This is a genomic window from Duganella paludis, assembly GCF_054461335.1.
In genome coordinates this window covers 2,448,843-2,475,147 of sequence record NZ_CM136922.1, presented here as the reverse complement: position 1 = coordinate 2,475,147, position 26,305 = coordinate 2,448,843, and the positions used below count along the sequence as shown (strand labels likewise).

Annotated in this window: 27 protein-coding genes; 18 read left to right on the top strand and 9 right to left on the bottom strand. The window is 63.1% G+C overall.

Features of this window, described 5'->3' with window-relative positions; genetic code table 11:
- Positions 1 to 5 precede the first annotated feature (5 nt).
- Positions 6 to 776 (top strand): 16S rRNA (adenine(1518)-N(6)/adenine(1519)-N(6))-dimethyltransferase RsmA, encoded by a 771-nt coding sequence (gene rsmA, locus ACXZ1M_RS11190; RefSeq protein ID WP_459053235.1) that lies wholly within the window; start codon positions 6 to 8, stop codon positions 774 to 776.
- Positions 777 to 955: 179 nt separating this feature from the next.
- Here rsmA and ACXZ1M_RS11185 read toward each other — a convergent pair whose 3' ends face one another.
- From ACXZ1M_RS11185 to ACXZ1M_RS11175, 3 genes are all read right to left on the bottom strand, one after another.
- Complete coding sequence (locus ACXZ1M_RS11185) at positions 956 to 1,567, bottom strand: hypothetical protein (protein WP_459053234.1); 612 nt, start codon at positions 1,565 to 1,567, stop codon at positions 956 to 958.
- A gap of 31 nt (positions 1,568 to 1,598) precedes the next feature.
- On the bottom strand, positions 1,599 to 2,207 hold the full coding sequence (locus ACXZ1M_RS11180) for a hypothetical protein (RefSeq protein ID WP_459053233.1): 609 nt from the start codon (positions 2,205 to 2,207) through the stop codon (positions 1,599 to 1,601).
- Between the two features lie 145 nt (positions 2,208 to 2,352).
- Positions 2,353 to 3,750 (bottom strand): metallophosphoesterase family protein, encoded by a 1,398-nt coding sequence (locus tag ACXZ1M_RS11175; protein ID WP_459053232.1) that lies wholly within the window; start codon positions 3,748 to 3,750, stop codon positions 2,353 to 2,355.
- A 68-nt stretch (positions 3,751 to 3,818) separates the two neighbouring features.
- On the opposite strand from ACXZ1M_RS11175, the gene ACXZ1M_RS11170 reads away from it, so the two are divergent.
- Together ACXZ1M_RS11170 and hrcA are read left to right on the top strand one after the other, a co-directional pair.
- Positions 3,819 to 4,535, top strand: coding sequence for an HAD family hydrolase (locus ACXZ1M_RS11170; protein WP_459053231.1), 717 nt, complete (start codon positions 3,819 to 3,821; stop codon positions 4,533 to 4,535).
- A gap of 39 nt (positions 4,536 to 4,574) precedes the next feature.
- On the top strand, positions 4,575 to 5,585 hold the full coding sequence (hrcA, locus tag ACXZ1M_RS11165) for a heat-inducible transcriptional repressor HrcA (RefSeq protein ID WP_459053230.1): 1,011 nt from the start codon (positions 4,575 to 4,577) through the stop codon (positions 5,583 to 5,585).
- 10 nt (positions 5,586 to 5,595) lie between these two features.
- Here the strand turns inward: hrcA and fur are convergent, their stop codons facing one another.
- Positions 5,596 to 6,024, bottom strand: coding sequence for a ferric iron uptake transcriptional regulator (fur, locus tag ACXZ1M_RS11160; RefSeq protein WP_459053229.1), 429 nt, complete (start codon positions 6,022 to 6,024; stop codon positions 5,596 to 5,598).
- Between the two features lie 196 nt (positions 6,025 to 6,220).
- Here fur and ACXZ1M_RS11155 point away from each other — a divergent pair, with 196 nt between their 5' ends.
- From ACXZ1M_RS11155 to ACXZ1M_RS11135, 5 genes are read left to right on the top strand one after another with little or no spacing between them, the layout of a single operon-like run.
- A complete protein-coding gene (locus tag ACXZ1M_RS11155; RefSeq protein WP_459053228.1) occupies positions 6,221 to 6,865 on the top strand; it encodes an outer membrane protein assembly factor BamE in 645 nt (214 codons plus the stop codon).
- A gap of 13 nt (positions 6,866 to 6,878) precedes the next feature.
- On the top strand, positions 6,879 to 7,694 hold the full coding sequence (gene dapB, locus ACXZ1M_RS11150; protein ID WP_459053227.1) for a 4-hydroxy-tetrahydrodipicolinate reductase: 816 nt from the start codon (positions 6,879 to 6,881) through the stop codon (positions 7,692 to 7,694).
- Positions 7,691 to 8,359, top strand: a complete 669-nt coding sequence (locus ACXZ1M_RS11145; protein WP_459053226.1) for a MotA/TolQ/ExbB proton channel family protein — start codon at positions 7,691 to 7,693, stop codon at positions 8,357 to 8,359. Before dapB ends, ACXZ1M_RS11145 begins: the two co-directional genes overlap by 4 nt.
- A gap of 3 nt (positions 8,360 to 8,362) precedes the next feature.
- Entirely contained in the window at positions 8,363 to 8,788 is a 426-nt protein-coding gene (locus tag ACXZ1M_RS11140) for an ExbD/TolR family protein (protein ID WP_459053225.1), read from the top strand.
- Positions 8,788 to 9,114 carry a barstar family protein gene (locus tag ACXZ1M_RS11135; protein ID WP_459053224.1) on the top strand — a complete coding sequence of 109 codons (327 nt, stop codon included), beginning with the start codon at positions 8,788 to 8,790 and terminating at the stop codon, positions 9,112 to 9,114. The genes ACXZ1M_RS11140 and ACXZ1M_RS11135 overlap by 1 nt, the downstream gene beginning before the upstream one ends.
- On the opposite strand, the gene map is transcribed toward ACXZ1M_RS11135, so the two are convergent.
- The 5 genes from map to ACXZ1M_RS11110 are packed head-to-tail and all read right to left on the bottom strand — an operon-like array spanning position 9,101 to position 12,203.
- Positions 9,101 to 9,946: a type I methionyl aminopeptidase gene (gene map / locus ACXZ1M_RS11130; protein WP_459053223.1), complete on the bottom strand. Its 846-nt coding sequence runs from the start codon at positions 9,944 to 9,946 to the stop codon at positions 9,101 to 9,103. The two genes, ACXZ1M_RS11135 and map, sit on opposite strands and share 14 nt — an antisense overlap.
- 45 nt (positions 9,947 to 9,991) lie before the next feature.
- A complete protein-coding gene (locus ACXZ1M_RS11125; RefSeq protein ID WP_459053222.1) occupies positions 9,992 to 10,357 on the bottom strand; it encodes a VOC family protein in 366 nt (121 codons plus the stop codon).
- A 40-nt stretch (positions 10,358 to 10,397) separates the two neighbouring features.
- On the bottom strand, positions 10,398 to 11,189 hold the full coding sequence (locus tag ACXZ1M_RS11120) for a DUF6597 domain-containing transcriptional factor (protein WP_459053221.1): 792 nt from the start codon (positions 11,187 to 11,189) through the stop codon (positions 10,398 to 10,400).
- A complete protein-coding gene (locus ACXZ1M_RS11115; protein WP_459053220.1) occupies positions 11,189 to 11,377 on the bottom strand; it encodes a hypothetical protein in 189 nt (62 codons plus the stop codon). Before ACXZ1M_RS11115 ends, ACXZ1M_RS11120 begins: the two co-directional genes overlap by 1 nt.
- Positions 11,370 to 12,203 carry a Clp protease/crotonase-like domain-containing protein gene (locus ACXZ1M_RS11110; protein ID WP_459053219.1) on the bottom strand — a complete coding sequence of 278 codons (834 nt, stop codon included), beginning with the start codon at positions 12,201 to 12,203 and terminating at the stop codon, positions 11,370 to 11,372. The genes ACXZ1M_RS11115 and ACXZ1M_RS11110 overlap by 8 nt, the downstream gene beginning before the upstream one ends.
- A gap of 129 nt (positions 12,204 to 12,332) precedes the next feature.
- On the opposite strand from ACXZ1M_RS11110, the gene leuS reads away from it, so the two are divergent.
- The 10 genes from leuS to ACXZ1M_RS11060 all read left to right on the top strand — a co-directional run bounded on the left by leuS (position 12,333) and on the right by ACXZ1M_RS11060 (position 26,303).
- Positions 12,333 to 14,951 (top strand): leucine--tRNA ligase, encoded by a 2,619-nt coding sequence (leuS, locus tag ACXZ1M_RS11105; RefSeq protein ID WP_459053218.1) that lies wholly within the window; start codon positions 12,333 to 12,335, stop codon positions 14,949 to 14,951.
- A gap of 11 nt (positions 14,952 to 14,962) precedes the next feature.
- Positions 14,963 to 15,574 (top strand): LPS-assembly lipoprotein LptE, encoded by a 612-nt coding sequence (locus tag ACXZ1M_RS11100; RefSeq protein WP_459053217.1) that lies wholly within the window; start codon positions 14,963 to 14,965, stop codon positions 15,572 to 15,574.
- A 9-nt stretch (positions 15,575 to 15,583) separates the two neighbouring features.
- Positions 15,584 to 16,600, top strand: a complete 1,017-nt coding sequence (gene holA / locus ACXZ1M_RS11095) for a DNA polymerase III subunit delta (protein WP_459053216.1) — start codon at positions 15,584 to 15,586, stop codon at positions 16,598 to 16,600.
- A gap of 91 nt (positions 16,601 to 16,691) precedes the next feature.
- Entirely contained in the window at positions 16,692 to 17,957 is a 1,266-nt protein-coding gene (locus ACXZ1M_RS11090; protein ID WP_459053215.1) for a glutamate-5-semialdehyde dehydrogenase, read from the top strand.
- An 8-nt stretch (positions 17,958 to 17,965) separates the two neighbouring features.
- Entirely contained in the window at positions 17,966 to 18,382 is a 417-nt protein-coding gene (locus ACXZ1M_RS11085; protein WP_459053214.1) for a CopD family protein, read from the top strand.
- Positions 18,383 to 18,392: 10 nt separating this feature from the next.
- A complete protein-coding gene (locus tag ACXZ1M_RS11080; protein ID WP_459053213.1) occupies positions 18,393 to 18,995 on the top strand; it encodes a DsbA family protein in 603 nt (200 codons plus the stop codon).
- Between the two features lie 54 nt (positions 18,996 to 19,049).
- Positions 19,050 to 20,249, top strand: a complete 1,200-nt coding sequence (locus tag ACXZ1M_RS11075; RefSeq protein ID WP_459053212.1) for a THUMP domain-containing class I SAM-dependent RNA methyltransferase — start codon at positions 19,050 to 19,052, stop codon at positions 20,247 to 20,249.
- A gap of 113 nt (positions 20,250 to 20,362) precedes the next feature.
- A complete protein-coding gene (locus ACXZ1M_RS11070) occupies positions 20,363 to 21,634 on the top strand; it encodes a multidrug effflux MFS transporter (protein WP_459053211.1) in 1,272 nt (423 codons plus the stop codon).
- Positions 21,635 to 21,913: 279 nt separating this feature from the next.
- On the top strand, positions 21,914 to 24,028 hold the full coding sequence (locus ACXZ1M_RS11065) for an HDOD domain-containing protein (RefSeq protein ID WP_459053210.1): 2,115 nt from the start codon (positions 21,914 to 21,916) through the stop codon (positions 24,026 to 24,028).
- A gap of 7 nt (positions 24,029 to 24,035) precedes the next feature.
- Positions 24,036 to 26,303: a putative bifunctional diguanylate cyclase/phosphodiesterase gene (locus ACXZ1M_RS11060; RefSeq protein WP_459053999.1), complete on the top strand. Its 2,268-nt coding sequence runs from the start codon at positions 24,036 to 24,038 to the stop codon at positions 26,301 to 26,303.
- The last annotated feature ends 2 nt before the right edge of the window (positions 26,304 to 26,305 follow it).

Below are 26,305 nucleotides of genomic sequence, written 5' to 3'. Positions count from 1 at the left end.
CAATCATGAAACACGTAGCCCGCAAACGCTTCGGCCAAAACTTCCTGCATGACCAGCATGTGCTGGGCAGCATCACCGCCGCCATCGACCCGCAGGACGGCGACGCCATGGTCGAAATCGGCCCCGGCCTGGCGGCCATGACCGACCAACTGCTGCGCTCGCTGAAGCATATGCACGTGGTCGAGCTGGACCGCGACCTGGTCACCCGCCTGGAAAAAGCCTACCCGCGCAACAAGCTGACCGTGCATTCCGGCGACGCGCTGAAGTTCGACTTCGGCACCATCCCGGTGCCGGAAGGGCAGAAGCTGCGCATCGTCGGCAACCTGCCGTACAACATCTCCAGTCCGCTGCTGTTCCACCTGGCGACGTTTGCGCCGCTGGTGCAGGACCAGCACTTCATGCTGCAAAAAGAGGTGGTGGAGCGCATGGTGGCCGAGCCGGGCAGCAAGGTCTACGGCCGCCTGTCGGTGATGCTGCAATGGCGCTACGACATGTCGCTGCTGTTCGTGGTGCCGCCGGAAGCGTTCGACCCGCCGCCGCGCGTGGACTCGGCCATCGTGCGCATGATCCCGGTGGCCAATCCGCTGCCGTGCGATGGCGAGAAGCTGGAGGCGGTAGTGCTGAAAGCCTTCTCCCAGCGCCGCAAGGTGATCCGCAACTGCCTGGCCGGCATGTTCACGGAAGAACAGATCATCGCCGCCGGCATCAACCCCACCGACCGTCCTGAAACCGTCGGCCTGACCCAGTACGTCGCCCTGACCAATCTGCTGAAGTAAAGTCAAAAAAAAGCCCGCCAAGGTGGCGGGCTAAATCCAATTCCTTTGCAAGAAGTGGAGGAGACAAGTGAAGTATGCTGCGTCGCGGCATATCACGCCACTTTATTTTTCAGATATCAATTATTTCGATTCTGAATATCTCACTCCACTACCGCGCCGCCGTAGCGGCGCATTGCTGATTACTTCGGTACGCAGGTCACCAGCAGATTGCTGACGGCCACCTCGTGCATCACGCCGATGCCGTTGGCGATGCTGCAGTTCAAGCCCATGGCCGGGTCCACCACCACCGTTACGCCGTAGGACGTGCCGTCCGGCACGGTGCCGAAGGAGAAGTCGCCGGCGCCGTTGGTGGCGCTCGCGCTGGTCAGCGTGATCGCACTGTTCGAACCGTTCAGCACGGTGATGGTGCGGGCGGTGCCGTCGGCCGCTGCCGTCAGGCCGGTGAACTGGCCGCCCAGAGTGTAGGCGTTCTGCGCGCAGCTGACCACGGCCTGGATGGTGATGGTATGGCCGGCCGAACCGGTGGCGCCGGAGATGCCGCAGTTCATGTGGTCCGGCTGCTTCTGGATGGTGATGTTGTAGTCGGTGCCGTAGTCGATTTGTTTCGGGAATGTAAAACTGGTGGCGCCCGATGGCACCGTGACAGTGTCGCCGCCGTTGGCCAGGACCAGGCCGCTATTGTTGAGGTTGACCACGGCGCCCTGCACCGCGAATTGCGCCTTGCCGCCACACGCTGCCAGTGCGGCCGCCATGGCCAGCGCCGCAGCGGCGCTCAGGTACGAAAATTTCATGTAGTTCTCCAAAGATTAAACGGCCGGCGGCTTAGTTGTTGGTGCAGTTGACAACCAGGGCGAGCTGGTTGGCATTCGGCATGGTGCCCGGGTTCAGCGCAGTATCGAAGGCGCAGGTCTGGCCGGCAGGCTGGGTCAGCACGGTGCCGCCGTACAGGGCGCCGTTGGCCACCTGGGTCGGGAACTTGAAGCTGAGATCGGCGCCTGCGGTAGCCGGCGGCAGCACGGCGACGGTATCGGAACCGTTGGCCAGGACCAGGCCGGTGCCGCTCAGGCCCTTGACGGTGCCGCCCAGCACGTATGGATTGGCGGTGCAGGTCACGGTGACGTAAATGTTGTAGGCATTGGCCTTGCCGGAGTTGTTGGTGGCCTTGCATTCGGCGCCGGTAGGGCTGGTGGCGATCTGCACGTCGAAGCCTTCGTCGCTGCCGAGCAGCTTGGTAAAGGCGAAATAGGTGGCGCCGGTTTCAATGGTCAGCTTTTCGCCGTTGCCATTGTTGATCAATACCAGTCCCGACTTGACCGGACCGTTGTAAACGATCTGACCTTGCAGGCCGAGATTGCCGTTATTGCCGCCGCAGGCGCTGAGGATGACAGCAGTCAGCAGGGCAACACCCGCACGCAGATACGAACTTTTCATAAAACTCTCTCTCCAAAACGAATAGGGCCCGGCAGCACGCACGGGAGGCAGCATATTACACTTGTGCGGCGTATTTTAGTGCATTTGCCAACGCGCAGGCCTCAATGCATGCAAGCGTAGATGTAACAGCATGTGTTCTTGCCGTTTAGTTAACCTGCGCCACGTCGCATTGCGAGCGGCGGCCGTCCAGGCGGCAGCGGTTGCGCACCTGGCCTTGCAGGTCGTGCACTTCCACCAGCCATTGCCCGGCGCCGCGCCGCTCCATGGTCATGTAGCCGAAGCCGTCCACCCAGGAGCTGAAGTGCTCGACCAGCGCGCCCGGCGCCGGCGTCACGCCCGGCGGCAGCCGCTCCGGCAGCGGCACCGTGTCTTCCGAGGTGCCGGAAAAACCGGCGATGAACTGGCTCGGATGCGGACTGGAGAAGCTGACTTGCTGCCACAAGTGCACGTGGCCCGACAGCATGGCCTGCACCGACGGCGGGAACAGCTGTGGATTGAGCGAGCCCAGCGCCGCCTGCAGGCCGGCGTCGCCCGGCAACAGCACGATGCTGCCGTCCGGCTTGCGGTCGGCGCCCATGCCCAGCAGCGGGTGGTGCGAGATGCCGATATTGTGCGGCGCGCGCTGGGCCAGGGCGTCCAGCTTGCGGTACAGCTCGCGGTACTTATCGTAGGCCAGGTCGCCCGGTTTCAGGCCTTTCCAGCTGGTGTTGGCGGTGTCGAGCACCAGCAGCTGGGTGTCCTGGCCGATGGGGACGGCGTAGGGATCGCTGTAGTTGCCGGTGGCGTCGTCGGCTGCGGCGTTGCAGTCGCGGCCCTTGAGCAGCGGGCGCGGATCGAGGAAGCGCCAGTAGCCCTGGCCGCCGCGCAGGCAGCTTTCGTGGTTGCCGCGCGCCATGATCCAGGGCGCGGCGTCCAGCAGTTTGGCGCCGGGCGCGAAGAAATCCTCGTCCCAGGCGTCCCAGCCATAGCCCCAGGGGCTGCCGGCGCATCCGGCATTGCCTTCCGGGCAGGCGTTTTCGCGGTAGTGGTAGTCGCCCACATGGATCACCAGGTCCGGCTTCCAGGCGGCGGCCTGTCTGGCGACGGTGGCGAACGGATATTGTTCGCGATCGTTGCAGGCCTGGTAGCTGTTGCTGCTTTTCTGCAGGCGGCAGCCGGTGTCGCCGATGACCACGATGCGCTGCGGCTCCGCTTTCGGCAGCGGCAGGGTGCGGCCCAGCACGCGGGCGCTGGCGGTGCCGGCCGGCAGCGTCGCTTCGCAGGTCAGCAACGGGAATTCGGCGGGCTTGGAATCGGCCGGGGCAAACGGCGTGGTGCGCAGGGCAATGGTGGCGGCCGGCGCGCGCAGCGTCATCGGCTGGGGGCGCTGGTCGAGTACGATCTCGGGGCAGGTAGGAGCGTCGATCAGTACGCGCGCCACGGCGGCGCCGTATTCGCCCATCACCACGTACGAGGTGAAGTCCGGCGGCGGCGCGGTATTGGTAGCGGCGCAGCCGGCCAGCAGCAGGGGCAGAGCCCCGCGTCTCAGGATGGATAACAGCACGGGATCTCCAGCGGGATAATCGTGATGTTACCATGGGCTTACCTTTTACTTACTAGTGTGCATTTGCCATGACTTCCCGCCGCCCCCTCGCCTTGCTGTTCGATCTGGACGATACCCTGTGGCCGATCGGCCCGGTCATCATGGCTGCCGAAGTCAGCTGGCATGCCTGGCTGGCCGAGCGCGCGCCCAAGGTGGCGCAGGCGTTCAGCGTGGCCGAGCTGCGGGTGCGCCGCATGGCGCTGCTGGAGCGCCGGCCCGAGCTGGTCGCCGACCTGTACCAGCTGCGGCGCGAGGCGCTGGCCGAGGTATTTGCCGAAACCGGCGAGGACCCGGCCCACATCGAAGGCTCGATGCAGCACTTCGCCGTGCAGCGCAACCTGGTGGCGCCGTATGCCGACGTGCTGCCAGTGCTGCCGCTGCTGCAGGGCATGCTGCGACTGGGCGTGATCACCAACGGCAACGCCGATCTTGAAGTCATCGGCATGAACCACCATTTCGAATACGCCTTGTCGTCGTCGCAGTTCGGCAGCGCCAAGCCGGACCCGGCCATCTTCCACGCCGCCTGCGCCGCCATGGGCGTGGCGCCGGCCGACGCGGTCTACGTCGGCGACGACCTGCGGCTGGACGTGCAGGGCGCGCAGGCGGCCGGCTTGCGCGCGGTCTGGATGAACCGCCACGGCAGTCGCGCCCATCTGGAGGCCGGCGTCACGCCGGACGCTATTTGCGCGACTTTTGATGAACTACTGGAATGGATACGTGGGCAGATGGGGGATAGACGTGCATAATAAGGACATCTTCACCCTCTGCAACCACTGATACTTAGTATGCAACTCGATACACGCGCACAAACTTTGCTCAAGGCCCTGGTGGAGCGCTATATCGCCGATGGCCAGCCGGTGGGCTCGCGCGCGCTCTCCAAGATTTCCGGACTGGACCTGTCGCCGGCCACCATCCGCAACATCATGGCGGACCTGGAGGAGCTCGGCTACGTGGCCAGTCCGCACACCTCGGCAGGCCGGGTGCCGACGCCGCGCGGCTACCGCATCTTTGTCGACACGCTGCTAACGGTGCAGACCATGGACGAACAGTCGATGGGCGCGCGCCTGCAGTCGCCGCAGCCGCAGAAGATGATCACCAACGCGGCGCAGATGCTGTCGTCGCTGTCGCAGTTCGCCGGCGTGGTGCTGAGTCCGCGCCGCGAGCTGGTGTTCCAGCAGATCGAATTCCTGCGCCTGGGCGAAAAGCGCATCCTGCTGGTGATCGTGGCGCCCAACGGCGACGTGCAAAACCGCCTGCTGCTGACCGATGTCGACTACAGCCCCTCGCAGCTGGTGCAGTCGGCCAACTACATCAACCAGAATTACGGCGGGCTGGCGTTCGACGAAGTGCATACGCGCCTGCAAAGCGAGCTGCGCCAGCTGCGCGACGACATGGGTCGCCTGATGCAGGTGGCGGTGGAGGCCGGCAGCGAGGCGATGAACGACAACAGCGACAACATGGTGATTTCGGGCGAGCGCAACCTGCTGTCGGTGAGCGACCTGTCCTCGAACATGAGTTCGCTGCGCCAGATGTTCGACATGTTCGAGCAAAAGACCGGCCTGATGCAGCTGCTCGATGTCTCGAGCAAGGCCAGCGGCGTGCAGATTTATATCGGTGGGGAATCGAGCCTGGTGCCGATGGACGAGATGAGCGTGGTCACCGCGCCGTACACGGCCAACGGCAAGATCGTCGGCACGCTGGGCGTGATCGGCCCAACGCGCATGGCTTACGAACGGGTGATCCCGATCGTCGACATCACGGCCAAGCTGCTATCGAACGCGCTCAGCCATAATTAAATCCCGCCGCTTACGGGCGGTGCGGGCAGGCGGTTTTGATGCAGTTGCCGTAGATGGCCAGCGCGTGCTCGGCGATCTTGAAGCCGCGCTCCTTGGCGATGGCGTGCTGGCGCTCTTCGATCGCTTCGTCGTAGAACTCTTCCACGCGGCCGCAGTCGGCGCACACCAGGTGGTCGTGGTGCGAACCGGCGTTCAGCTCGAAGATGGCCTTGCCCGTCTCGAAGTGGTTGCGGTTCAGCAGGCCGGCCTGCTCGAACTGGGTCAGCACGCGGTAGACCGTGGCCAGGCCCACGTCCATGTTTTCGGACAGCAGGATCTTGTAGACATCCTCGGCGGTCAGGTGGCGCACTTCGCTGTTCTGGAAGATGTCCAGGATTTTGATGCGTGGCAGCGTGGCTTTCAGGCCGCTGGCCTTCAGATCGGCAGGATTGTTACCCATGATGGAGACTCTTTGTGTAGTTGGCGATTAGCTAGCCGCTAGTTTAACGTACTCCGACTCCCGCCGCACCTAATTGCGAGCCGGCATAAGTTTCTCGTGGGAATTTTACAGTTGCAAAGATTTGCCCCATCCCGCACCGGGTGCTTTATGATATAGCGTTTTTCGGCACTTACGCTGGACCAGATTGAGGACTTTTATGCGCGTCACCCAGGCTTTTTCGCAGTCTTTGTTGCACCGTTTCACTCCCGTGGCCGCTGCCGTGTGCGTAGCGCTGGCGCTGGGCGGTTGCGCGACCAAAACCACGCTGGGCGAGAAATCGACCGAAGTGAAAGACAGCGAACCGACGCTGGACGCCAGCAAGGGCGCGCAAACGACCACCATCACCAAGCTGCAACGCTTCATGTGGTTCCTGTCGCCTTACCGTCCGGACATTCAGCAAGGTAACTTCGTGTCGGAAGAAATGCTGGCGCAGCTGAAAGTCGGCATGACGCAGGACCAGGTCCGCTTCATCTTCGGCACCGCGCTGCTGGCCGATCCCTTCCACGCCAACCGCTGGGATTATGCTTTCCGCCTGGCCAAGGGCAGCGGCGAAACCACCACCAGCCGCGTGATCGTGTTCTTCGACAAGGACGGCAAGGTCGAGCGCTGGGAAGGCGGCAATCTGCCGACCGAGAAGGAATACATCGCCCGCATCGCCGGCCCGGCGCCAAACCTGAAGAAGGAAGCGGCCACCGAGGCGGCACTGTCCAAGCCGGCGCCGACCGCGCCGCTGCCATCGGGCAGCGACAACCCGGCCGCCGCTTCGCCGGTGGGCGTGACGATCAGCAACGACAAGAAATAACAAGGATTTGAGCATGACCGAATTGAACATCGCCATCGCCGGCGCCGGCGGCCGCATGGGCCGCATCCTGATCGAAGCCGTGCAGAACGCCGGCGACGCCCGCCTGTCCGGCGCACTGGACCGCGCCGGTTCGGAGCAGACCGACGCCGCCGCCTTCCTCGGCAAGCCGGCCGGCGTGCCGGTGGAGTCGGAATTCGCCAAGGGCCTGGCCGGCGCGCAGTTCCTGATCGATTTCACCCGTCCGGAAGCCTCGCTCGAACACCTGAAATATTGCGCCGAGCACGGCATCAAGCTGGTGATCGGCACCACCGGGTTCGACGACGCCGGCAAGGCCGCCATCGCCGCAGCGGCGCAAAAAACCGCGATCGTGTTCTCGCCTAACTTCTCGGTCGGCGTCAACGTCACCATGAAGCTGCTGGAGCAGGCCGCCAAGGCGCTGTCGACCGGCTACGATATCGAAGTGATCGAAGCCCACCACCGCTTCAAGGTCGATGCGCCGTCGGGCACCGCGCTGAAAATGGGCGAGGTGATCGCCGATGCGCTGGGCCGCGATTTGAAAGAGTGCGGCGTGTTCGCGCGCGAAGGCGTGACCGGCGAGCGCGATCCATCGTCGATCGGCTTTGCCACCATCCGTGGCGGCGACATCGTCGGCGACCACACCGTGCTGTTCGCCGGCATCGGCGAGCGCATCGAGATCAGCCACAAATCCAGCAGCCGCGTCACCTACGCCCACGGCGCCCTGCGCGCCTGCCGCTTCCTGGCCGACAAGCCGACCGGCCTGTTCGACATGTACGACGTGCTCGGCCTGAAAGATCTGAACGACCAATGAATCCCGCCGCCAGCCAATTCACCCTGACCCGTTTCTGGGAGCAGGGCGATGCCATCAGCCACGCGGTTGCGTTTGTGCTGCTGGCGATGTCGCTGGTGAGCTGGTTCTTCATCCTGGCTAAGGCGTTCGCCGCCTGGCGCGTGCGCCGCAGCGCGCCTGCCGTGCAGGCGTTCTGGGATGCGCCGACCATGCCCGATGGCGTGGCCCTGCTGACGCTGGCCGACCCCGAAAAGATTTTCCTGCCGCTGGCGCAGCAAGGCGCGACGCAGCTGAAGCCTGCCGACCATCCGTCGCTGGGCGGCGAGATGGACCGCGCGGCGCAGGTCACGCGCGTGCTGCGCGGCGCCATCCAGCATTCCACCAATCGCCTCGAAGGCGGCCTGACGCTGCTGGCCTCGATCGGCGCCACCGCGCCGTTCGTCGGTTTGCTCGGCACCGTGTGGGGCATTTACCATGCGCTGGCCAATGTGTCCTCGCATGGCACGGTGCAGATCGATAAAGTGGCCGGCCCGGTGGGCGAGGCGCTGGTGATGACGGCCATCGGCCTGACAGTCGCCATTCCCGCCGTCCTGGCCTACAATGGTTTCAACCGCGTCAACCGCCTGACCCTGGCGGAGCTGGACGCATTCGCACACGACCTGCACGCGTACCTGACGAAGAAGTAAGCCATGGCCTTCGGCGCATTCAATCACCACCGCAATCCCGGCCCGATGGCCGACATCAACGTCACGCCCATGGTGGACGTGATGCTGGTGCTGTTGGTGATCTTCATTCTGGCCGCGCCGATGTTCACCGGCTCGGTGCAGCTGGAGCTGCCCAAGGCGCAAGCACCGGCCGCGCCCTCGGCGCCGGCGGCCACGGTCACGCTGTCGATCGACGGCAAGGGCAAGATATTCTGGAATAACGATCCGGTCGAACGCGAGGCGCTGGAATCGCGCCTGCTCGAAGCGGCCAAGCTGAACCCGCAACCGGAACTGCAACTGCGCGCCGACAAGGACACCCGCTACGAAGTGGTGGCCCAGGTGATGGCGGCGGCGCAGAGCAACGGACTAACAAAATTGGGCTTCGTCACAGATCCCCAGGAGAAAAAATAATGGCAACCGCAGAACTGAATGGCGCCGCCATCAAGGATTTCAACGATTTTCACGCCGAGTGCAAAGCCGCGATGGGCTTTCCGGATTCCTACGGCAACACCATGGATGCATGGGTGGACTGCCTGAGCTACCTGCGCGATGAAGACGGCATGAGCAAATTCCGCCTGAAACCGAACGAAGTGCTGGAAATCGTCATCAAGGACGCCGAGGCCATGAAGGCCGCCGTCCCCGACATCGTGGAAGAAATCACCTACTGCGTGGCCGGCATCAACGAGCGCTACGAAGACTACGGCGAAAAGCCGGCCCTGAAACTCAGCCTGCGCTGATCTCTTCCGCGCCGGCCGGCGTGGCGTTGGGGATGTTGGACTTGGAGCCGGTTTCGCCCGGCGCCAGCGTCAGCACCTCAAAGCCGGTTTCAGTCACGTGCACCATGTGTTCCCACTGCGCCGACAAGGATTTGTCGCGCGTCTCGACCGTCCAGCCGTCGCTCAATTCCTTCGTCGCGGCCTTGCCGGCGTTGATCATTGGTTCGATGGTGAACAGCATGCCCGGCTTGAGCACCATGCCCTGGCCCGGACGGCCGTAGTGCGTCACCTGTGGATCTTCGTGGTAGACCATGCCGATGCCGTGACCACAATAATCGAGTACCACGCTGTAGCCGGCCTTCTCGGCCACGGTCTGGATCGCAAAGCCCACATCGCCCAGCGTCGCCTTCGGCTTGACCGCGCGGATGCCGGCCCACATGGCGGCGTAGGTGGTTTCGACCAGCTTGCGCGTCGGCTTGGAAGGCTCGCCCACGTAGTACATGCGGCTGGTGTCGCCGTGCCAGCCGTCCTTGATGACGGCCACGTCGATGTTGATGATGTCGCCGTTCTTCAGCACCTGGTCGGCCGACGGGATGCCGTGGCAGACCACGTGGTTGACCGAGCTGCACACGGTGGCCGGGAAGCCGCCGTAGCCGACGTTGGCCGGGATGGCCTGCTGCACGTTGACGATGTAGTCGTTGCACAGCTGGTCGAGGTAGGCCGTGGTCACGCCCGGTTTGACGTGGGGAGCGATCATGGTCAGCACGTCGGCCGCCAACTGGGCGGCGACGCGGGCCTGAACCATTTGCTCGGGCGTTTTGATGAGATTGGCATTACGTCGGTTGGCGGACATGGGTACTACCTCTTTGTTTGCTGAGGCGGTATTTTCCCACATCCGCTAGCGGACCGCCTTTAAATCGAAGTGCGGGTTGAGGATCAGGCACAGCAGGTTGCCGAACGGGTCGGCCAGTTCCACCGCGCGGATGCCTTCGCCGACGTCCTGGATGGCGTGGTGGATGGTGGCGCCGAGGCCGGTGATGCGGGCCACTTCGGCGTCGATATCGTCGACGCCCCAGTAGACCATGCTGCCGGTGGTGCCGGAGGTGCCGTCCGGGATCAGGCCCAGCTCGAAGCCGCCGATGTTGAAGCCGACATAGAACGGCTGGTCGAAGTAGGGGGCGGTGTCGAATACTTTGGCGTACCAGTCCTTGGCGGCGGCCAGGTCCTGGACCGGGTAGGCTACCGTGCGCAATCCTTTGATCATGCTAACTCCGTAAAGTTGGTGAAAGCATCATCTTGGCACATCAATCGGCAGGACGATTGGAAAAATGGAATCGTTCGGGTGTGCTGCCGGCCAGTTCCTGAAAATCGTGGATCAGGTGGGATTGGTCGAAGTAGCCGCATTCGGCGGCCAGTTGCGCCCAGTCCGCAACGTTGTGGAGCGAGGCCGTGGCGCGGCGGAAGCGGCAGATGCGCGCGTACAGCTTGGGCGACAGGCCGACATGCTGGCGGAACTGCGCCGCCAGGTGTTGGCGCGAGACGTGCAGCTGTGCCGCCAGGTCTTCCACGCGCAGCGCGCCGCCGCTGCCATCGAGCGCCTGCAGCGCGCGCTGCACCAGCGGCATGCCGCCTGCTGCCTCTGCGCCGCGTGCGACCGCTCCGCCGGCAACCGCACCGCATGCGGCCTGCAGCCGCCGTAGCAATTCCTGCTCTATCATCGCCAGCCGTGTGCGCTCAGGTGCGTCGCTGGTCCACAGCGCATCGGCCAGCCGGTCGGCATCGCTGCGGCCCCACAGTAAATCGATATCGGCGCGCTGATCGGTGAGGATATTGAGCGGTGTGGCCAGAAACAGTCCAGCCATGCCAGGCTTGAAGCGCACGGCCAGCGTCAACACCGGCCGGTCGCTGGCAACGAGAATGGCTTTGCTCATCATGCCGACGGCAAAGCCCTGCTGCCCGCCGTCCTGCCAGAGAATATCGACGCAATTGTCCGGCAACACGCGGTGCCTGTGCGCCGAAGCGGGCGCGCGCGCGGCCCAGACGCAGTCGACATGCGCCATCAAAGCCGGGTGAGGAGGGTATTCGCGATAAAACATTACCTGCCGTCTACGTTCCAGTCATCATCGCGGGGATTTTTTTTGTCGCAAGAAGATGGCGCCTGATTGCGTTGCACCATTTCCCCGAACTCGCTAGCTTCCTGCATCATACGCTCAAACCAGCGCGAAACAGTCCGCTTGTTCTCTCGCATTTTTTGCAGCAAGGATAGGTTTGGCGCCTCAACCATGACAGTCTCCCGAGGGCCTGATGAACGCAGGCGCTTCCCCTGACTCTTCTCCGAGCAAGTCCCACAAGATCGTACAAATCGCGGACTCCTCCACCGTTAGAGGCAGGACATCCTGGAAAAGTTCCCTGGCCTCTTTGCTGTCGATGACAAATCCATGGGAGGGGTATGCCGTGCATAAGGTCTCCAAGGCTTCCTCGCGCAAAGAATGGCTGAAATTGTTCAATCGTTCGCCATATTCCTTGGAAATTTCCATGGTGCGGCGCAATTCACCGAGGCGGTTGGCGTAGATCTGGTTGTAGAGCGGCGCCGCCACGGCCATCGCGATGTTGGTGGCGAGTTGCCCGGCAATTTTAGTGGATAGCCGCGCGTCACGCCGTAAATCCCGCAATGTTTTGAGAAAAACATTACGGACATGCAGTTCCGCCACCTCGATCGCCTGCATCACGTCCAGCGCCGAGCCCCGCTCGTGAAACTCGGCCGGCTTGACCACCTGGATGTCGATCGGGCCCAATTCGCCCAGCTCGCCCATGGCAAGCTCGTGCGCGCCGATGACGATCAGGGTGCCGGCGCTTTTGCAGCGGCTCGGAACCGCGATCCGGATGTGCTGATAGCGTTGCTGCAGCGTGCGGGCGATGCGGTAGGCGGCGTCCGGATCGCCGCCGCGCGTGGTCAGAAATACGGTGCAGGCGGTGTTGTGCTGCTCCTTTTCAATCAACCTGGACAGCTGCTGGAACACGTCGCGGGTGATGGCGGCGCTGAACAGCAAGAAGTCGCGCCCGGGATGGGCGGATTGCAGGGCTTCGATGGCGACAGGCAAGTCTGACATGGCGGGCTCCCGAGGGGGGATTTTTTGATAATCCCGATCCTGCTATTAAGCGCCTGCCAGCCCGCGCCGTACTGGCGTGGCTCAAGGTATAATGTCCGGTTCATATTCACTAATTGGCCGTCACCGATCATGCAAGATAAATATAGTCCCGCCGACGTAGAAAAAGCCGCTCAATCCCACTGGAAAGCCATCGACGCGTACAAAGCGGTCGAGAACGACCCGCGCTTCCCGAAAGGCAAGTACTACGCCTGCTCCATGCTGCCTTACCCATCGGGCAAGCTGCACATGGGCCACGTCCGCAACTATACGATCAACGACGTGATGTACCGCTACCTGCGCATGAACGGCTACAACGTGCTGATGCCGATGGGCTGGGACGCTTTCGGCATGCCTGCGGAAAACGCGGCGATGGCCAACAACGTGCCGCCGGCACAGTGGACCTACTCGAACATCGCCCACATGCGCTCGCAGATGGAGCTGATGGGCCTGGCCATCGACTGGTCGCGTGAAATGACCGCGTGCAAGCCGGAATACTACAAGTGGAACCAGTGGATGTTCCTGAAGATGCTGGAAAAAGGCATCATCTACAAAAAGACCGGCACCGTGAACTGGGACCCGATCGACCAGACCGTGCTGGCCAACGAGCAGGTCATCGACGGCAAGGGCTGGCGCTCGGGCGCGCCGATTGAAAAGCGCGAAATCCCGATGTACTACGCCCGCATCACCGACTACGCCGACGAGCTGCTCGGCTTCGTCGACGACAAGCTGCCAGGCTGGCCTGAGCGCGTGCGCATCATGCAGTCGAACTGGATCGGCAAATCGACCGGCGTGCGCTTCGCCTTCCCGCACGAGATCAAGGACGCCGACGGCGCCCTGATCGGCGACGGCAAGATGTACGTCTTCACCACCCGTCCGGACACCGTGATGGGCGTAACCTTCTGCGCCGTGGCCGCCGAGCACCCGCTGGCCGTGCTGGCCGCGCAAACCAATCCGGAACTGGCCGCCTTCAACGCCGAGTGCAAACTGGGCTCGGTGATCGAAGCCGACATGGCGACCATGGAGAAGAAGGGCATGCCGACCGGCCTGTTCGTCACCCATCCGATCACCGGCGACAAGGTCGAAGTCTGGGTCGGCAACTACGTGCTGATGACCTACGGCGACGGCGCCGTGATGGGCGTGCCTGCGCACGACGAACGCGATTTCGCCTTCGCCAAAAAATACAATCTGCCGATCAAGCAAGTGATCAAGGCCGAAGGCCAGGAATTCTCCACCGAGGCATGGCAGGAGTGGTACGGCGATAAAGAGATCTCCATCGTCACCAACTCCGGCAAGTACGACGGCCGGCGCTACGCGGAAGCCGTGGATGCCGTGGCCGCCGACATGGCCGCCAAAGGCCTGGGCGAGAAGAAGATCACCTTCCGCCTGCGCGACTGGGGCATTTCGCGTCAACGCTACTGGGGTACGCCGATCCCGATGATCAACTGCGCCGATTGCGGCTCGGTGCCGGTGCCTGAAAAAGACCTGCCGGTGGTGCTGCCGGAAGACTGCGTACCGGACGGCAGCGGCAACCCGCTGAACAAGTACGAAGCCTTCCTCAAGTGCGACTGCCCGCAGTGCGGCAAGCCTGCGCGCCGCGAAACCGACACCATGGATACCTTCGTCGATTCGTCGTGGTACTACATGCGCTATACCTCGCCGGGCGCGGATTCGATGGTCGATGCCCGCAACGATTACTGGATGCCGATGGACCAGTACATCGGCGGTATCGAACACGCCGTGCTGCACCTGCTGTACGCGCGCTTCTGGACCAAGGTGATGCGCGACTTCGGCCTGGTCAAGTTCGACGAACCGTTCACCAACCTGCTGACCCAGGGCATGGTGCTGAACGAGACCTACTATCGCGAAGACGCGGCCGGCAAGAAGACCTGGTTCAATCCAGCCGATGTCGATCTGACCGTGGATGACAAGGGCCGCCCGCAAGGCGCGATCCTGAAGGACGACGGCCAGGCCGTGAACATCGGCGGCACCGAGAAGATGTCGAAGTCGAAGAACAACGGCATCGATCCGCAAGCGCAAATCGAGCAGTACGGCGCCGACACCGCGCGCCTGTTCACCATGTTCGCTTCGCCGCCTGAGCAAACGCTGGAATGGTCGGGCAGTGGCGTGGAAGGCGCGAACCGCTTCCTGCGCCGCGTGTGGGCCTTCGGCTATGCGCAGCGCGACGCCATCGCCGCCGCAGGCGCACCGCTGAACGCCACCGCCACCACCGACGCCAGCAAGACCCTGCGCCGTGAAGTGCACAAGGTGCTGCAGCAAGCCGACTACGACGTCAAGCGCATCCAGTACAACACCGTGGTATCGGCTTGCATGAAGATGCTGAACACCCTGGAATCGGCCAAGGACGTGGAAGCGGCCGTGGCGTCGGAAGGTTATGCGATCTTCCTGCGCCTGCTGAACCCAGTGGCGCCGCACATCACCCACGTGCTGTGGAAAGAGCTGGGCTACGCCGGCGACATCCTCGATGCGGCATGGCCGCAGGTTGATCCGGCAGCGCTGGAGCAGTCGGAAATCGAAATGATGATCCAGGTGAACGGCAAGCTGCGCGGCAGCGTGGTGGTCGCGAAGGGCGCCGACAAGGCCGCCATCGAAGCCGCCGCACTGGCCAACGAAGCGGTGCAGAAGTTCATCGAAGGCACGCCGAAGAAGATCATCGTGGTGCCGGGCAAACTGGTCAACATCGTAGTTTAAGGCGGAGATATATGGCGACGACTAGTTCCAGGTTTTTATACGCAGCCGTGCTGGCCGCTACGCTGACGTTGTCGGGCTGCGGCTTCCACCTGCGCGGCGACGGCGGTCATTACACGCTGCCGTTCCCGAGGCTGTACGTGGGACTGCCGGAGTCGTCGCCATTGGCGATCGATTTGAAGCGCAACATCCGCTCCAACGGCGGCACCACGGTGGTCAGTTCCGCCAAGGATGCCGACGGTGTGATCGATGTGCTGTCGAATCCCGAGCGCACCCGCAGCAAGACCATTCTGTCGCTGAACAGCAATGGCCGCGTGCGACAGTACCTGCTGACCTACAACATCGTGTTCCGCGTGTTGAACAAGCAGGGCGCCGAGTTGCTGGGACCGACCTCGATCACGCTGACGCGCCCGATCGACTTTAACGAAACCCAGCTGCTGGCCAAGGAGCAGGAAGAAGCCTTGCTGTACAAGGATATGCAGACCGACCTGGTACAGCAGATGATGCGCCGTATCGCTGCCGTGAAAACGGCCGGCGTATCGCTGCCGCCGCCGGGCCCTGCGCCGACCGGCCAACAGCCTTCGGGCCAGCCGTCGACGATTCCGCCGGCCGTGCCGATTCAATAAAGGCGCCGCATGCAATTACGGTTGGAGGCGCTGGACGGCCATTTAAGCAAATCGCTGTCGCAGCTGTATGTGATCACCAGCGACGAGCATCTGCTGGCGCTGGAAGCGGCGGACAAGATCCGCAAGGCGGCGCGCGCGCAGGGCTATTCCGAGCGCGACGTGCTGACCGTCGAGCGCAGCTTCAAGTGGGGCGAGCTGCTGGCGGCCAACCAGGCGCTGTCGCTGTTCGGCGATAAAAAGCTGATCGAGCTGCGCATCCCGACCGGCAAGCCGGGCAAGGATGGCGGCGCGGCGCTGCAGAATTATGTGAAGGATCTGAGTCCGGACAATATGACTCTGATCACGCTGCCAAAGCTGGATTGGCAGACGCAGAAGGCGGCCTGGGTCACCAGTCTGCAACAGGCGGCGGTGTATATCGACATCCCGCAGGTGGAACGGGCGCATTTGCCCAATTGGATAGGCCAGCGCCTCGCCGCACAAGGGCAGAGCGCGGACCGGCAGAGCATTGATTTCATCGCGGACCGCGTGGAAGGCAATCTGCTTGCGGCCCATCAGGAGATTCAAAAGCTGGCCTTGTTGCACGAGCCGGGCAAGCTGACCTACGAGCAGGTGCACGAAGCGGTGCTGAATGTGGCGCGCTATGATGTGTTCAAGCTCAGTGAAGCGATGCTGGCGGGCGATCCGGCGCGGTTGATCCGCATGCTGGAAGGCCTGAAAGGCGAGGGCGAAGCGCTGCCGCTGGTGCTGTGGGCGGTGTCGGACGAGATCCGCACGCTGCTCAAGCTGAAGGCGGGCATGGCGCAAGGCCGGCCTCTGGGAGCGCTGCTGAAAGAGCATCGCATCTGGGGACCGAAGGAACGCATGATGGATCCGGCGCTGCGCCGCATTTCGCTGCAGACGCTGGAAGCGGCAATGAAGGACGCCGCGCAAGTGGACAAGATGATTAAAGGGCTGCGCGCGAAAGCGCATGCCGGCGACGCGTGGGACGCCATGCTGCAATTGGCACTCAAAGTCGCCCGCGGCTGAAACCCCGTCGTCCTCGCGCAAGCGGGGACCCATGCTGAGCTAGCGTTCCATGGGTTCCCGCCTGCGCGGGAACGACGCTGCGAGGACAACGATGGATATCAAGCACTACATGGAACAACTGGGCCAGCAGGCGCGCAAGGCTTCGCGCGCCATGGCCCGTGCCGACAGCGCGCAGCGCAACCGCGCGCTGACGCTGATCGCCGATGCGATCGAACGCGACGCCGACACCCTGCGCGCCGCCAACCAGCAGGACATGGACGCCGCCGCCGCCAACGGCCTGGCGCCGGCCATGCTGGACCGCCTTGCCCTGTCGGACAAGGCCATCGCCACCATGGTCGAAGGCCTGCGCCAGATCGTCGCGCTGCCCGATCCCATCGGTGAAATCTCCGGCCTGAAATTCCGCCCGAGCGGCATCCAGGTCGGCCAGATGCGCGTGCCGCTGGGCGTGATCGGCATCATCTACGAATCGCGTCCCAACGTGACGGTGGATGCGGCGGGCCTGTGCATCAAGAGCGGCAACGCCACCATCCTGCGCGGCGGCTCGGAAGCGATCCACTGCAACCGCGCGCTGGCCAAGCTGGTCAAGGAAGGCCTGGAGGGCGCAGGCTTGCCGGCCGACGGTGTGCAAGTGGTCGAGACCACCGACCGCGCCGCCGTGGGCGCGCTGATCACCATGCCGCAGTACGTGGACGTGATCGTCCCGCGCGGCGGCAAGGGCCTGATCGCGCGCCTGATGGAAGAAGCCACGGTGCCGATGATTAAGCACCTGGACGGCATCTGCCACGTCTACATCGACGGCAAGGCGGATCTGCAGAAGGCGCTGGACATTGCCTTCAACGCCAAGTGCCATCGCTACGGCACCTGCAACACCATGGAAACGCTGCTGGTGGCGCGCTCGATCGCGCCGGTGGTGCTGCCGGAACTGGCCAAGCTGTACGCCACCAAACAGGTGGAACTGCGTGCCGATGGCGAAGCTGCCGCGCTGCTGCAAGGCTATCCGCACCTGGCGGCGGCAACGGAAGAAGACTGGTCGACCGAATACCTGGCAGCCATCCTGTCGGTGAAAATCGTCGCGGACATGGAGGAGGCGATGGATCACATCAACGCCTACTCGTCCAAGCACACGGAGTCTATCGTCACCGAAGACCACTCGGCGGCGATGCGCTTCCTGCGCGAAGTCGATTCGGCCTCGGTCATGATCAACGCCTCCACGCGTTTCGCGGACGGCTTCGAGTACGGCCTGGGTGCGGAAATCGGCATCTCCAACGACAAGCTGCACGCGCGCGGGCCGGTCGGACTGGAAGGCCTGACTTCCCTGAAATACGTGGTGTTCGGCCACGGCGAAGTACGTCAATAAGGATCAACATGCTTTGGATTAAAGCGCTGCACATCTTCTTCGTGATGGCCTGGATGGCCGGCGTGTTCTACCTGCCGCGCATCTTCGTCAATCTGGCGATGGAGACCGACAAGAACACCACCGCGCGCCTGCTGCTGATGGCGCGCAAGCTGTACCGGTTTTCGATGTGGCTGTCGGTGTTTGCGGTGGTGTTCGGGGCGATCCTGGTCTACATGCAGTACGGCGCACACATGCCGGGCTGGCTGCACGCCAAGCTGACGCTGGTGGTGCTGGTGATTGGTTACCACCATATGTGCGGCGGCATCCTGAAGCGCTTCGAGCGCGGTGAAAACAAGCGTAGCCACAAGTGGTTCCGCGTCTTTAACGAATTGCCGGTGTTTGCGATGCTGGCGATTGTTTTGCTGGTGGTCGTCAAACCATTCTGATCGGAGCATCATGAGCCAGGTATGCCAGTACTTCTTTTCCGCCCAATCGCCTTGGGCCTACCTGGGGCATGAGCGTCTCGTCGCCATGGCGCGCAAGCACGGCGTGCAGATTGAATTGAAGCCGTGCGATCTGTCGAACGTGTTCGGCGTATCGGGCGGCCTGCCGTTGGCCAAGCGCGCGCCGCAGCGCCAGGCTTATCGCCTGGTGGAGCTGGCGCGCTGGTCGGAATTCCTCGGGATTCCGCTCAAGACGCAGCCGCAGTTTTTCCCGGTGTCGCCGGAGCTGGCGAACCGCATGATCGTGGCGGCGCGCCTGTCGTATGGCACCGATGCGGCGCTGACGCTGGCCGGCGCCATCATGCGCGCGCTGTGGGCCGACGATCGCAATATCGCCGACGAGGTCACGCTGGTGCTGGTGGCGGGCGGCTGCGACCTCGATGGCCGCGCGTTGGTGGAGTCGGCGCAGACGGCCAGCGTGCTGGCCGAGTATGACAACAATACGGCCGAAGCGAACGCCGCAAGCGTGTTCGGTTCGCCGTGGTATGTGCTGGATGGTGAAAATTTCTGGGGCCAGGATCGTCTGGATTTCCTGGAACGCGCCATGCAGAAGTAAGAGTAGTAGCAATAGCAGTAGTAATTAGATTTTTAACGGACAAAAGGTACACCTATGGCATCCTTCTTTTGCCCATGCCCACGCGGCATGGAAGCGGCGTTAGCCGAAGAACTGCGCGAGATCGCGCAACAGAGCACCACCATGAAGGTGCACAACGAGGTTCCGGGCGGCGTGCACGCTTCGGGCGACCTCACGGATTCGTATCGCATCAACCTGCATTCGCGCATTGCGTCGCGCGTGCTGATGCGCATGGCCGCCGGCGGCTACAAGAACGAGAACGATATCTACGACCTGACCCTGGCGCAGCCGTGGGAAGAGTGGTTCGGCTACGACCACACCATCCGCGTCGATCTGACGGCGGTGAAGTCGCCGCTGAAAAGCCTGGAGTTCACCACGCTGAAAATCAAGGACGCGATTTGCGACCGCTTCCTTGATCAATACAAGAAGCGTCCTTCGGTCGATACCAAGGAACCGGACATGCGCATCTTCGGCTTCGTTGACGCGCACCAGTTCATCGTCTACCTCGATACCTCGGGCGAAGCGCTGTTTAAGCGCGGCTGGCGTACCGAGACCGGCGATGCGCCGCTGCGCGAGAACCTGGCGGCGGGCCTGTTGCGCGTGTCGGGCTGGAAGCCTGGCATGCCGCTGTTCGACCCGATGTGCGGTTCGGGCACCATCCTGTGCGAAGCGGCGCAGATGGTGCAGGGCGTGCCGCCGGGCGCGCGCCGCAGCTTCGCGTTCGAGAAGTTCCATGACTTCGATCCGCAGCCGTGGCTGGACATGAAGGCCGCGATCAAGCCGAATCCTCTGCCGGCCGAGCCGACCATTTTCGGTTCCGATATTTCGGGCGATATGGTGGCGATGGCGCGTCACAACCTGCGCAGCGCGGGCGTGATGTTCGATGTGCCGCTGAAGCAGATCGAGGCGCAGCAGGTGCAGGCGCCGAGCACGCAGCCGGGCATCTTGCTGACCAACCCGCCGTATGGCGAGCGTATCGGTGTGCGCGGCGATAGCACGGTGCCGCAGGATGAATTGGCCAACAGCTTCTATGCGGAGCTGAGCACCACTTTGAAGCAGCGCTTTGCTGGTTGGACTGTGTTCCTGTTCACGGCGGATCTGGGCGTGCCGAAGTTGTTGCGCTTGAAGGAGTCGCGCAAGACGCCGTTCTTCAACGGTGCGCTGGAATGCCGTTTGTTCCGCTTCGATATGGTGGCGGGGTTTAATCGCCGCGAAGCCGCCAAGCCGAAAGAGTAAACACGTCGTTCCCGCGCAGGCGGGAACCCATGCACCGCATGCCCGCACGCTGCGTATGGATTCCCGCATACGCGGGAATGACGGGGTGGGGTACGTCTACAGGAAAACGATTTATGCTGCCTACTCCCCCCGGAGACCTTCCCGACCAGGACACGCTTGACGATATCCCGCTGCCCGAACCTGCGCACCGCCGGCCGCTGACCGCCGCCGCATTGGCCGTCATGCTGGCCGCGCTGTCGATGATAGGCCCGTTCTCCATCGATGCCTATCTCCCCGCTTTCCCCAACATCCAAACGACGCTGAACGCCACGCCGCTGGAAGTCCAGCAAAGCCTGACCTTCTATATGCTGGCCTTCGCCGGCATGGTGCTGTGGCACGGCGCGCTGTCCGACGCCTTCGGCCGCCGCAACGTGATCCTGGTGTCGCTGGCCATGTTCGCCATCGGCACGCTGGGCTGCGCTTCCGCCCACACCGTCCACTATCTGTGGGTGTTCCGCATCATGCAGGGCATTTCCGCCGGCGCCGGCGTGGTGGTGGGCCGCGCCATCATCCGCGACCTGCACGAAGGCCCCGCCGCCGCGCGCCTGCTGTCGCTGGTGACCATGATCTTCTCCATCGCCCCGGCCATCGCGCCCATCCTCGGCGGCTGGATCGTGACCCTGTTCGACTGGCGCGCCATCTTCCTGTCGCTGCTGGCCTACACCATCCTGCTGTTCATCTTCTGCTACTACCGCCTGCCGGAGACGCTGCCGCCGGAAAAACGCCATCCGTTCAATCCGCGTTACCTGGCCCGCAACTACGGCGAAATCCTGCGCTCGCCGCTGTTCCACCTGAAGACCGCCGTGGTGGCGCTGAACTTCGCCGGCCTGTTTATCTACATCACGGCGGCGCCGGTGTTCCTGCCCGAGCAGCTGCATCTGGGCGCCTCGCAATTCGGCTGGCTGTTCATTCCTTCGGTGGGCGGGATCTTCCTCGGATCGCTGGCGGCCAACCGCATCGCCGGAAAAATGACATTTTCGCGACAGATCGGCATCGGCTTCGGTTTCCTGTTGTCGGCCTCCGCGTTCAACCTGCTGTACCACCTTTTCCTGCCACCGGCGTTGCCGTGGACCGTGCTGCCGCTGGCCTTCTACACCTTCGGCATGTCGCTGGTGGCGCCCGGCGCGACCTTGCTGGCATTGGACTTGTTCCCGCATATCCGCGGCACGGTGGCCTCCTGCCAGTCGTTCGCGGTGACGCTGCTGGGAGCCGTGGTGGCGGGGGTGATCGCCCCCTTCCTATCACACTCGGCGCTGTGGCTAAGTGCAGGACAGATGGCCTTTAGTGCCTCTGCTCTCGTTTTGTGGTTGACGTCGCGCTATTACCGGCGCATATTAACGCGCTAATTAGGTCAATAATCATTAACGGCAGGAAATTTACTTAGTTTAGGAAGAAATTTTGCCTGCTGTTAAGTTATTATCAGACTTTATGATAATATAATTTTTTAAGGCAACGTTTCTCGGCCCAAAACCCGCCGTGAGACCGCATGAATACTAAACGTGGCGGGATTTTGCCGTTGAATTCCACCCCCTATTCGATGTCTACTGGCGGCAATGCTTGATACGATGCATCAACAATCTGACCATGATATTCGCAATCGACTGCTGATTGCCCGTCTGCCGGCCATGCCGCAGATACTCATCAAGTTGATTGAGCACTTGCAGGCGGACGACGCCGGCATGCCGGAACTCGCCGCCCTCATCGCCAAGGATGCGGCGATGACCAGCAAAATCCTGACCGTCGCCAACAGCTCGGCCTACCACCGCAACCAGCGCACCGTGGGCCTGGAGCAGTCGCTGGTGTCGCTCGGCACCGACATGATCAAGACGCTGGTGATCAGCGAATCCGTGTTCCAGACCTTTAACAGCTTCCCGCATTCGAGCAGCACCGACCTGCGCGGCTTCTGGAAAGGCTCGCTCACCACCGCCGTCATCGCGCGCGACATCGCCAAGCAGATGGAGTACCCGCACGTCGAGGAAGCCTATCTGGCCGGCCTGCTGCATAACGTCGGCCGCCTGGCCCTGCTGGCCACCGCGCCGAAGGAATACGCGTTCAACTTCACCGCGCGCGACGACGAAGACCTGTGCGCGGTCGAACAGCGCACGCTGCAAATCACCCACTCGGAAGCGGGCGCCTGGCTGATCGAGCGCTGGAACCTGGATTCCTTCCTGGCCGACAGCGTGCTGTATCACCACGAACCGATCACCCGCCTGGAATCGGCCCACCCGCTGATCCGCATGGTGCGGCTGGCGCACCTGCTGTGCTGCCACGAAGACCAGGAACAGGCCATCGTCGAATCGGCGCGCCTGTGCAACCTGGAAGCCGGGCAGCTGGAACTGATCATCAAGAACGCCGCCCGCCAGGTGGAGAAGTCGGCCAACTACCTGGGCATCGACCTGGCCGGCGCCGACGATATCGTGGCGCCTGCGGCCTATGCGCCGCCGCTGGTCGATCCGGTGCAGCAGCGCCTGTCGGAAGAAGTGCGCAACATCATGCTGGTGTCCGAGATGGGCCAGACCTTCGCGCGCCAGAACGGCGAGGCCGGCCTGCTGGAAGCCATCACGCGCTCGGCGCGCATCCTGTTCGATTTTGAAAACGCCGTGCTGCTGCTGGAGAATCCTACCGGCCACGCGTTGCACGGCATGTCCACCGGTGAGCATCAGCAGCGGTTGGCGGAATTCGTGATCCCACTGAACAAGGGCGGCGCCGTGGCGCAGTCCGCGCTGGAGCGCAAGCTGGCCTATGTCAGCCGCGAGGGGAGTCAAGGTCCGGGCCAGGACGGCCAGCCGCTCAGCGTGTCGGAAGAACAGCTGTTCCGCATCCTCGGCAGCGAGAGCATGGTGTGCCTGCCGCTGGTGGCCAACCAGCGCTGCCTCGGTGTGCTGATCGGCGGCGTGCCGTCGTGGCAGATGGCGGGCCTGCAGAAGCGCGAGCGCTTCCTGCAATCGTTCGGCACGCAGGCCGCCGCCGCGCTGGAAACGGCGATCAGCGAACGCGGTCACGCCAAGCGCCAATTGGCGCACGTGGCGGAGGAATACCGCGAAGCTTCGCGCCGCGTGGTGCACGAGGTGAACAACCCGCTGTCCATCATCAAGAACTATCTGTCGGTCCTGGACGGCAAGCTGGCCAAGCGCGAGCCGGTGGTGGGCGAGATGTCGATCCTGAACGAAGAGATCGACCGCGTCGGCCAGTTGATCAACGGCCTGGCCGACCTGCAGCCGACCGAAACCTCGCGCGTCACCGACGTCGGCAAGGTGGTGGACGATGTGCTGCGCCTGTTCCGCGCCACCGACTTCGTGCCGGCTTCGGTGCAGATCGTGGTGCGCATGCAGGAGGAGCCGGCCGAAATCGACGGCGACGCCGACCTGCTCAAACAAATCCTGGTGAACTTGATCAAGAACGCGGTCGAAGCCCTGGGCGACGGCGGCAAGATCGAGATTGCCAACCGCGGTCACGTCAACCGTGAGCGCAAGCTGTATCTGGAACTGGTGGTGAGCGACACCGGACCGGGTCTGGCGGCCGAGGTGCTGGCCAATCTGTTCTCGCCTGTACGCAGCAGCAAGGAAGGCGCCCACCACGGGCTGGGACTGTCCATCGTCCACAGCCTGGTCAAGAAAATGCAAGGCCTGATTACCTGCCGTTCCGGCAAAACGGGTACTACCTTTGAAATCCTGCTGCCCGCCAAGGGCAGTAACAGCCAAGTCGCCGGCGTGCAAACGCGGGTAATGGATTCCGTTTAAGGCCATGATGAACCTCAACCCTGTCGACCTCGCCCCCGTCGAAGCCCTGTCCAACGATAACCGCCCACGCCTGCTGCTGGTAGACGACGAACCGCGATTGCTGTCGTCACTCTACGAACTGCTGCGCGACCGCGACTACCATCTGGTGACCGCGACCTGCGGCAGCGAGGCGCTGGCCCAGTTGACCAAGCTGAAATTCGACCTGATCCTGCTGGACCTGCGCCTGCCCGACATGAGCGGCCACGAGATCATGGACTTCATCAACGCCCGCGAGATCGACGGCGACGTGATCGTGATGAGCGGCGACGTCGGCATCGAGGCGGCCATCGGCGCCTTGAAGCGCGGCGCCTACGACTACCTGCGCAAGCCTTACAGCCGCGAAGAGCTGCTCAAGACGGTGGAGAACGCGCTGCAGAAGCGCCGCTTGGCCATCGACAACGAGCGCATCGCCTCCAAGCTGGAAAACTCGGAAAAGATGTACCGCTACCTGGTAGACTCGTCGCCGGACATCATCTACACGCTGAACCACGAAGGCAAGTTCACGTTCGTGAACGACCGCGTGCAGCAGCTGTTGGGCTTTACCCGCGAAGAGCTGATCGGCAGGCACTACTCGGTGCTGGTGCACGACGAAGACCAGGAGCGCGCGCGCTACGCCTTCAACGAGCGCCGCGTCGATGAACGCGCCTCGCGCAACGTCGAGCTGCGCCTGAAATGCAATATCGGCAGCGGCGTCGGCGGCGACGTCGAGCGCACCTTCAACAACACGCTGATGACGATTTCGCTCAACGCGATCGGCATGCACATTCCCGACCACGAAGTGAAGACGCGCGAGTTCTTCGGCACCTACGGCGTGGCGCGCGACATCACCGACCGCAAGCGCGCCGAGGAAGTGATTTCCTACCAGGCCTACCACGACATCCTGACCGACCTGCCGAACCGCATGCTGTTCAAGGATCGCCTGGGCCTGGCCGTGATCCAGGCCAAGCGCAAGTTGACCGAGCTGGCCGTGATGTTCGTCGACCTGGACCGCTTCAAGCTGGTGAACGATACGCTGGGCCACGTCAAGGGCGACGAGCTGCTGCAGCAGGCCGCGCAGCGGCTCAAGGATTGCCTGCGTCGCGGCGATACGCTGGCGCGCCAGGGCGGCGACGAATTCACCATCGTGCTGCCGGAACTGCGCGACCGCCAGGACGCCAAGGCCATCGCCGACAAATTCCTCGAAAGCCTGCAGCGTCCATTCGACCTCGATGGCCACCAGGTGCACATCTCGGCGTCGATCGGCATCGCCATCTATCCGGGCGACGGCGAGACCATCGACGAACTGCTGCGCCATGCGGACATCGCCATGTATCAGGTGAAGGCGCTGGGCAAGAATGGCCACAGCTTCTATCACAACTCGATGCTGGATGTGTCGCACCAGAAGATCGCGCTGGAACAGGCGCTGCGCAAGGCGCTGGAGTTCAACGAGCTGGAAATGTACTACCAGCCGCAGGTCGATGTGGCCACCGGCCGCATCATCGGCGCCGAAGGCCTGATGCGCTGGAACCATCCGCAGCGCGGCCTGCTGTCGGCCGGCGAGTTCCTGCCGTTCGCCGAAGAGAATGGCCTGATGCTGCCGATCTCCGACTGGATGCTGGGCGCGCTGTGCCGCGACCTGCTGCAGTGGAACGCGGCCGGCGGCGAGGCGCTGCGCCTGTCGCTGAATTTGTCGCCGCAGTATCTGGATCGCGGCGACTTCTTCGAGAAGATGCGCGGTGCGCTGACGCGTTACGGCATTTCGCCGGCGCAGATCGAAGTTGAGATCACCGAGAACATCTGCATCCGCAATCCGCAGTATGCGATCGAGCAGTTGAACAAGTTGTGCCAACTGGGTGTATCGGTGGCGATCGACGATTTCGGCACCGGCTATTCGTCGCTGGCTTATCTGCACCGCTTCCCGATCCACACCATCAAGATCGACCAGTCGTTCGTGAAAGAGATCCACGACGAGAACGGCCACTACCCGGTGATTCTGGCGATCATCTCGATCGCGCGCGGCCTTGGCCTGCACCTGGTGGCGGAAGGCGTGGAGACCGAAGTGCAGGCGCGCTACCTGGAAGCCAACGGTTGCACCACCATGCAGGGCTATCTGTACCACCGCCCGATTTCGCTGGGCAGCTTCATCGATGTATTGCAGGATCAGAGCCGCCGGTCGTCGCCATCGGTCGCTGTGCTGCACGCGGTGCCCAGCACCGTCGAACAACAACAACCGGCGATGATTGCGATTCAGGCCTGATA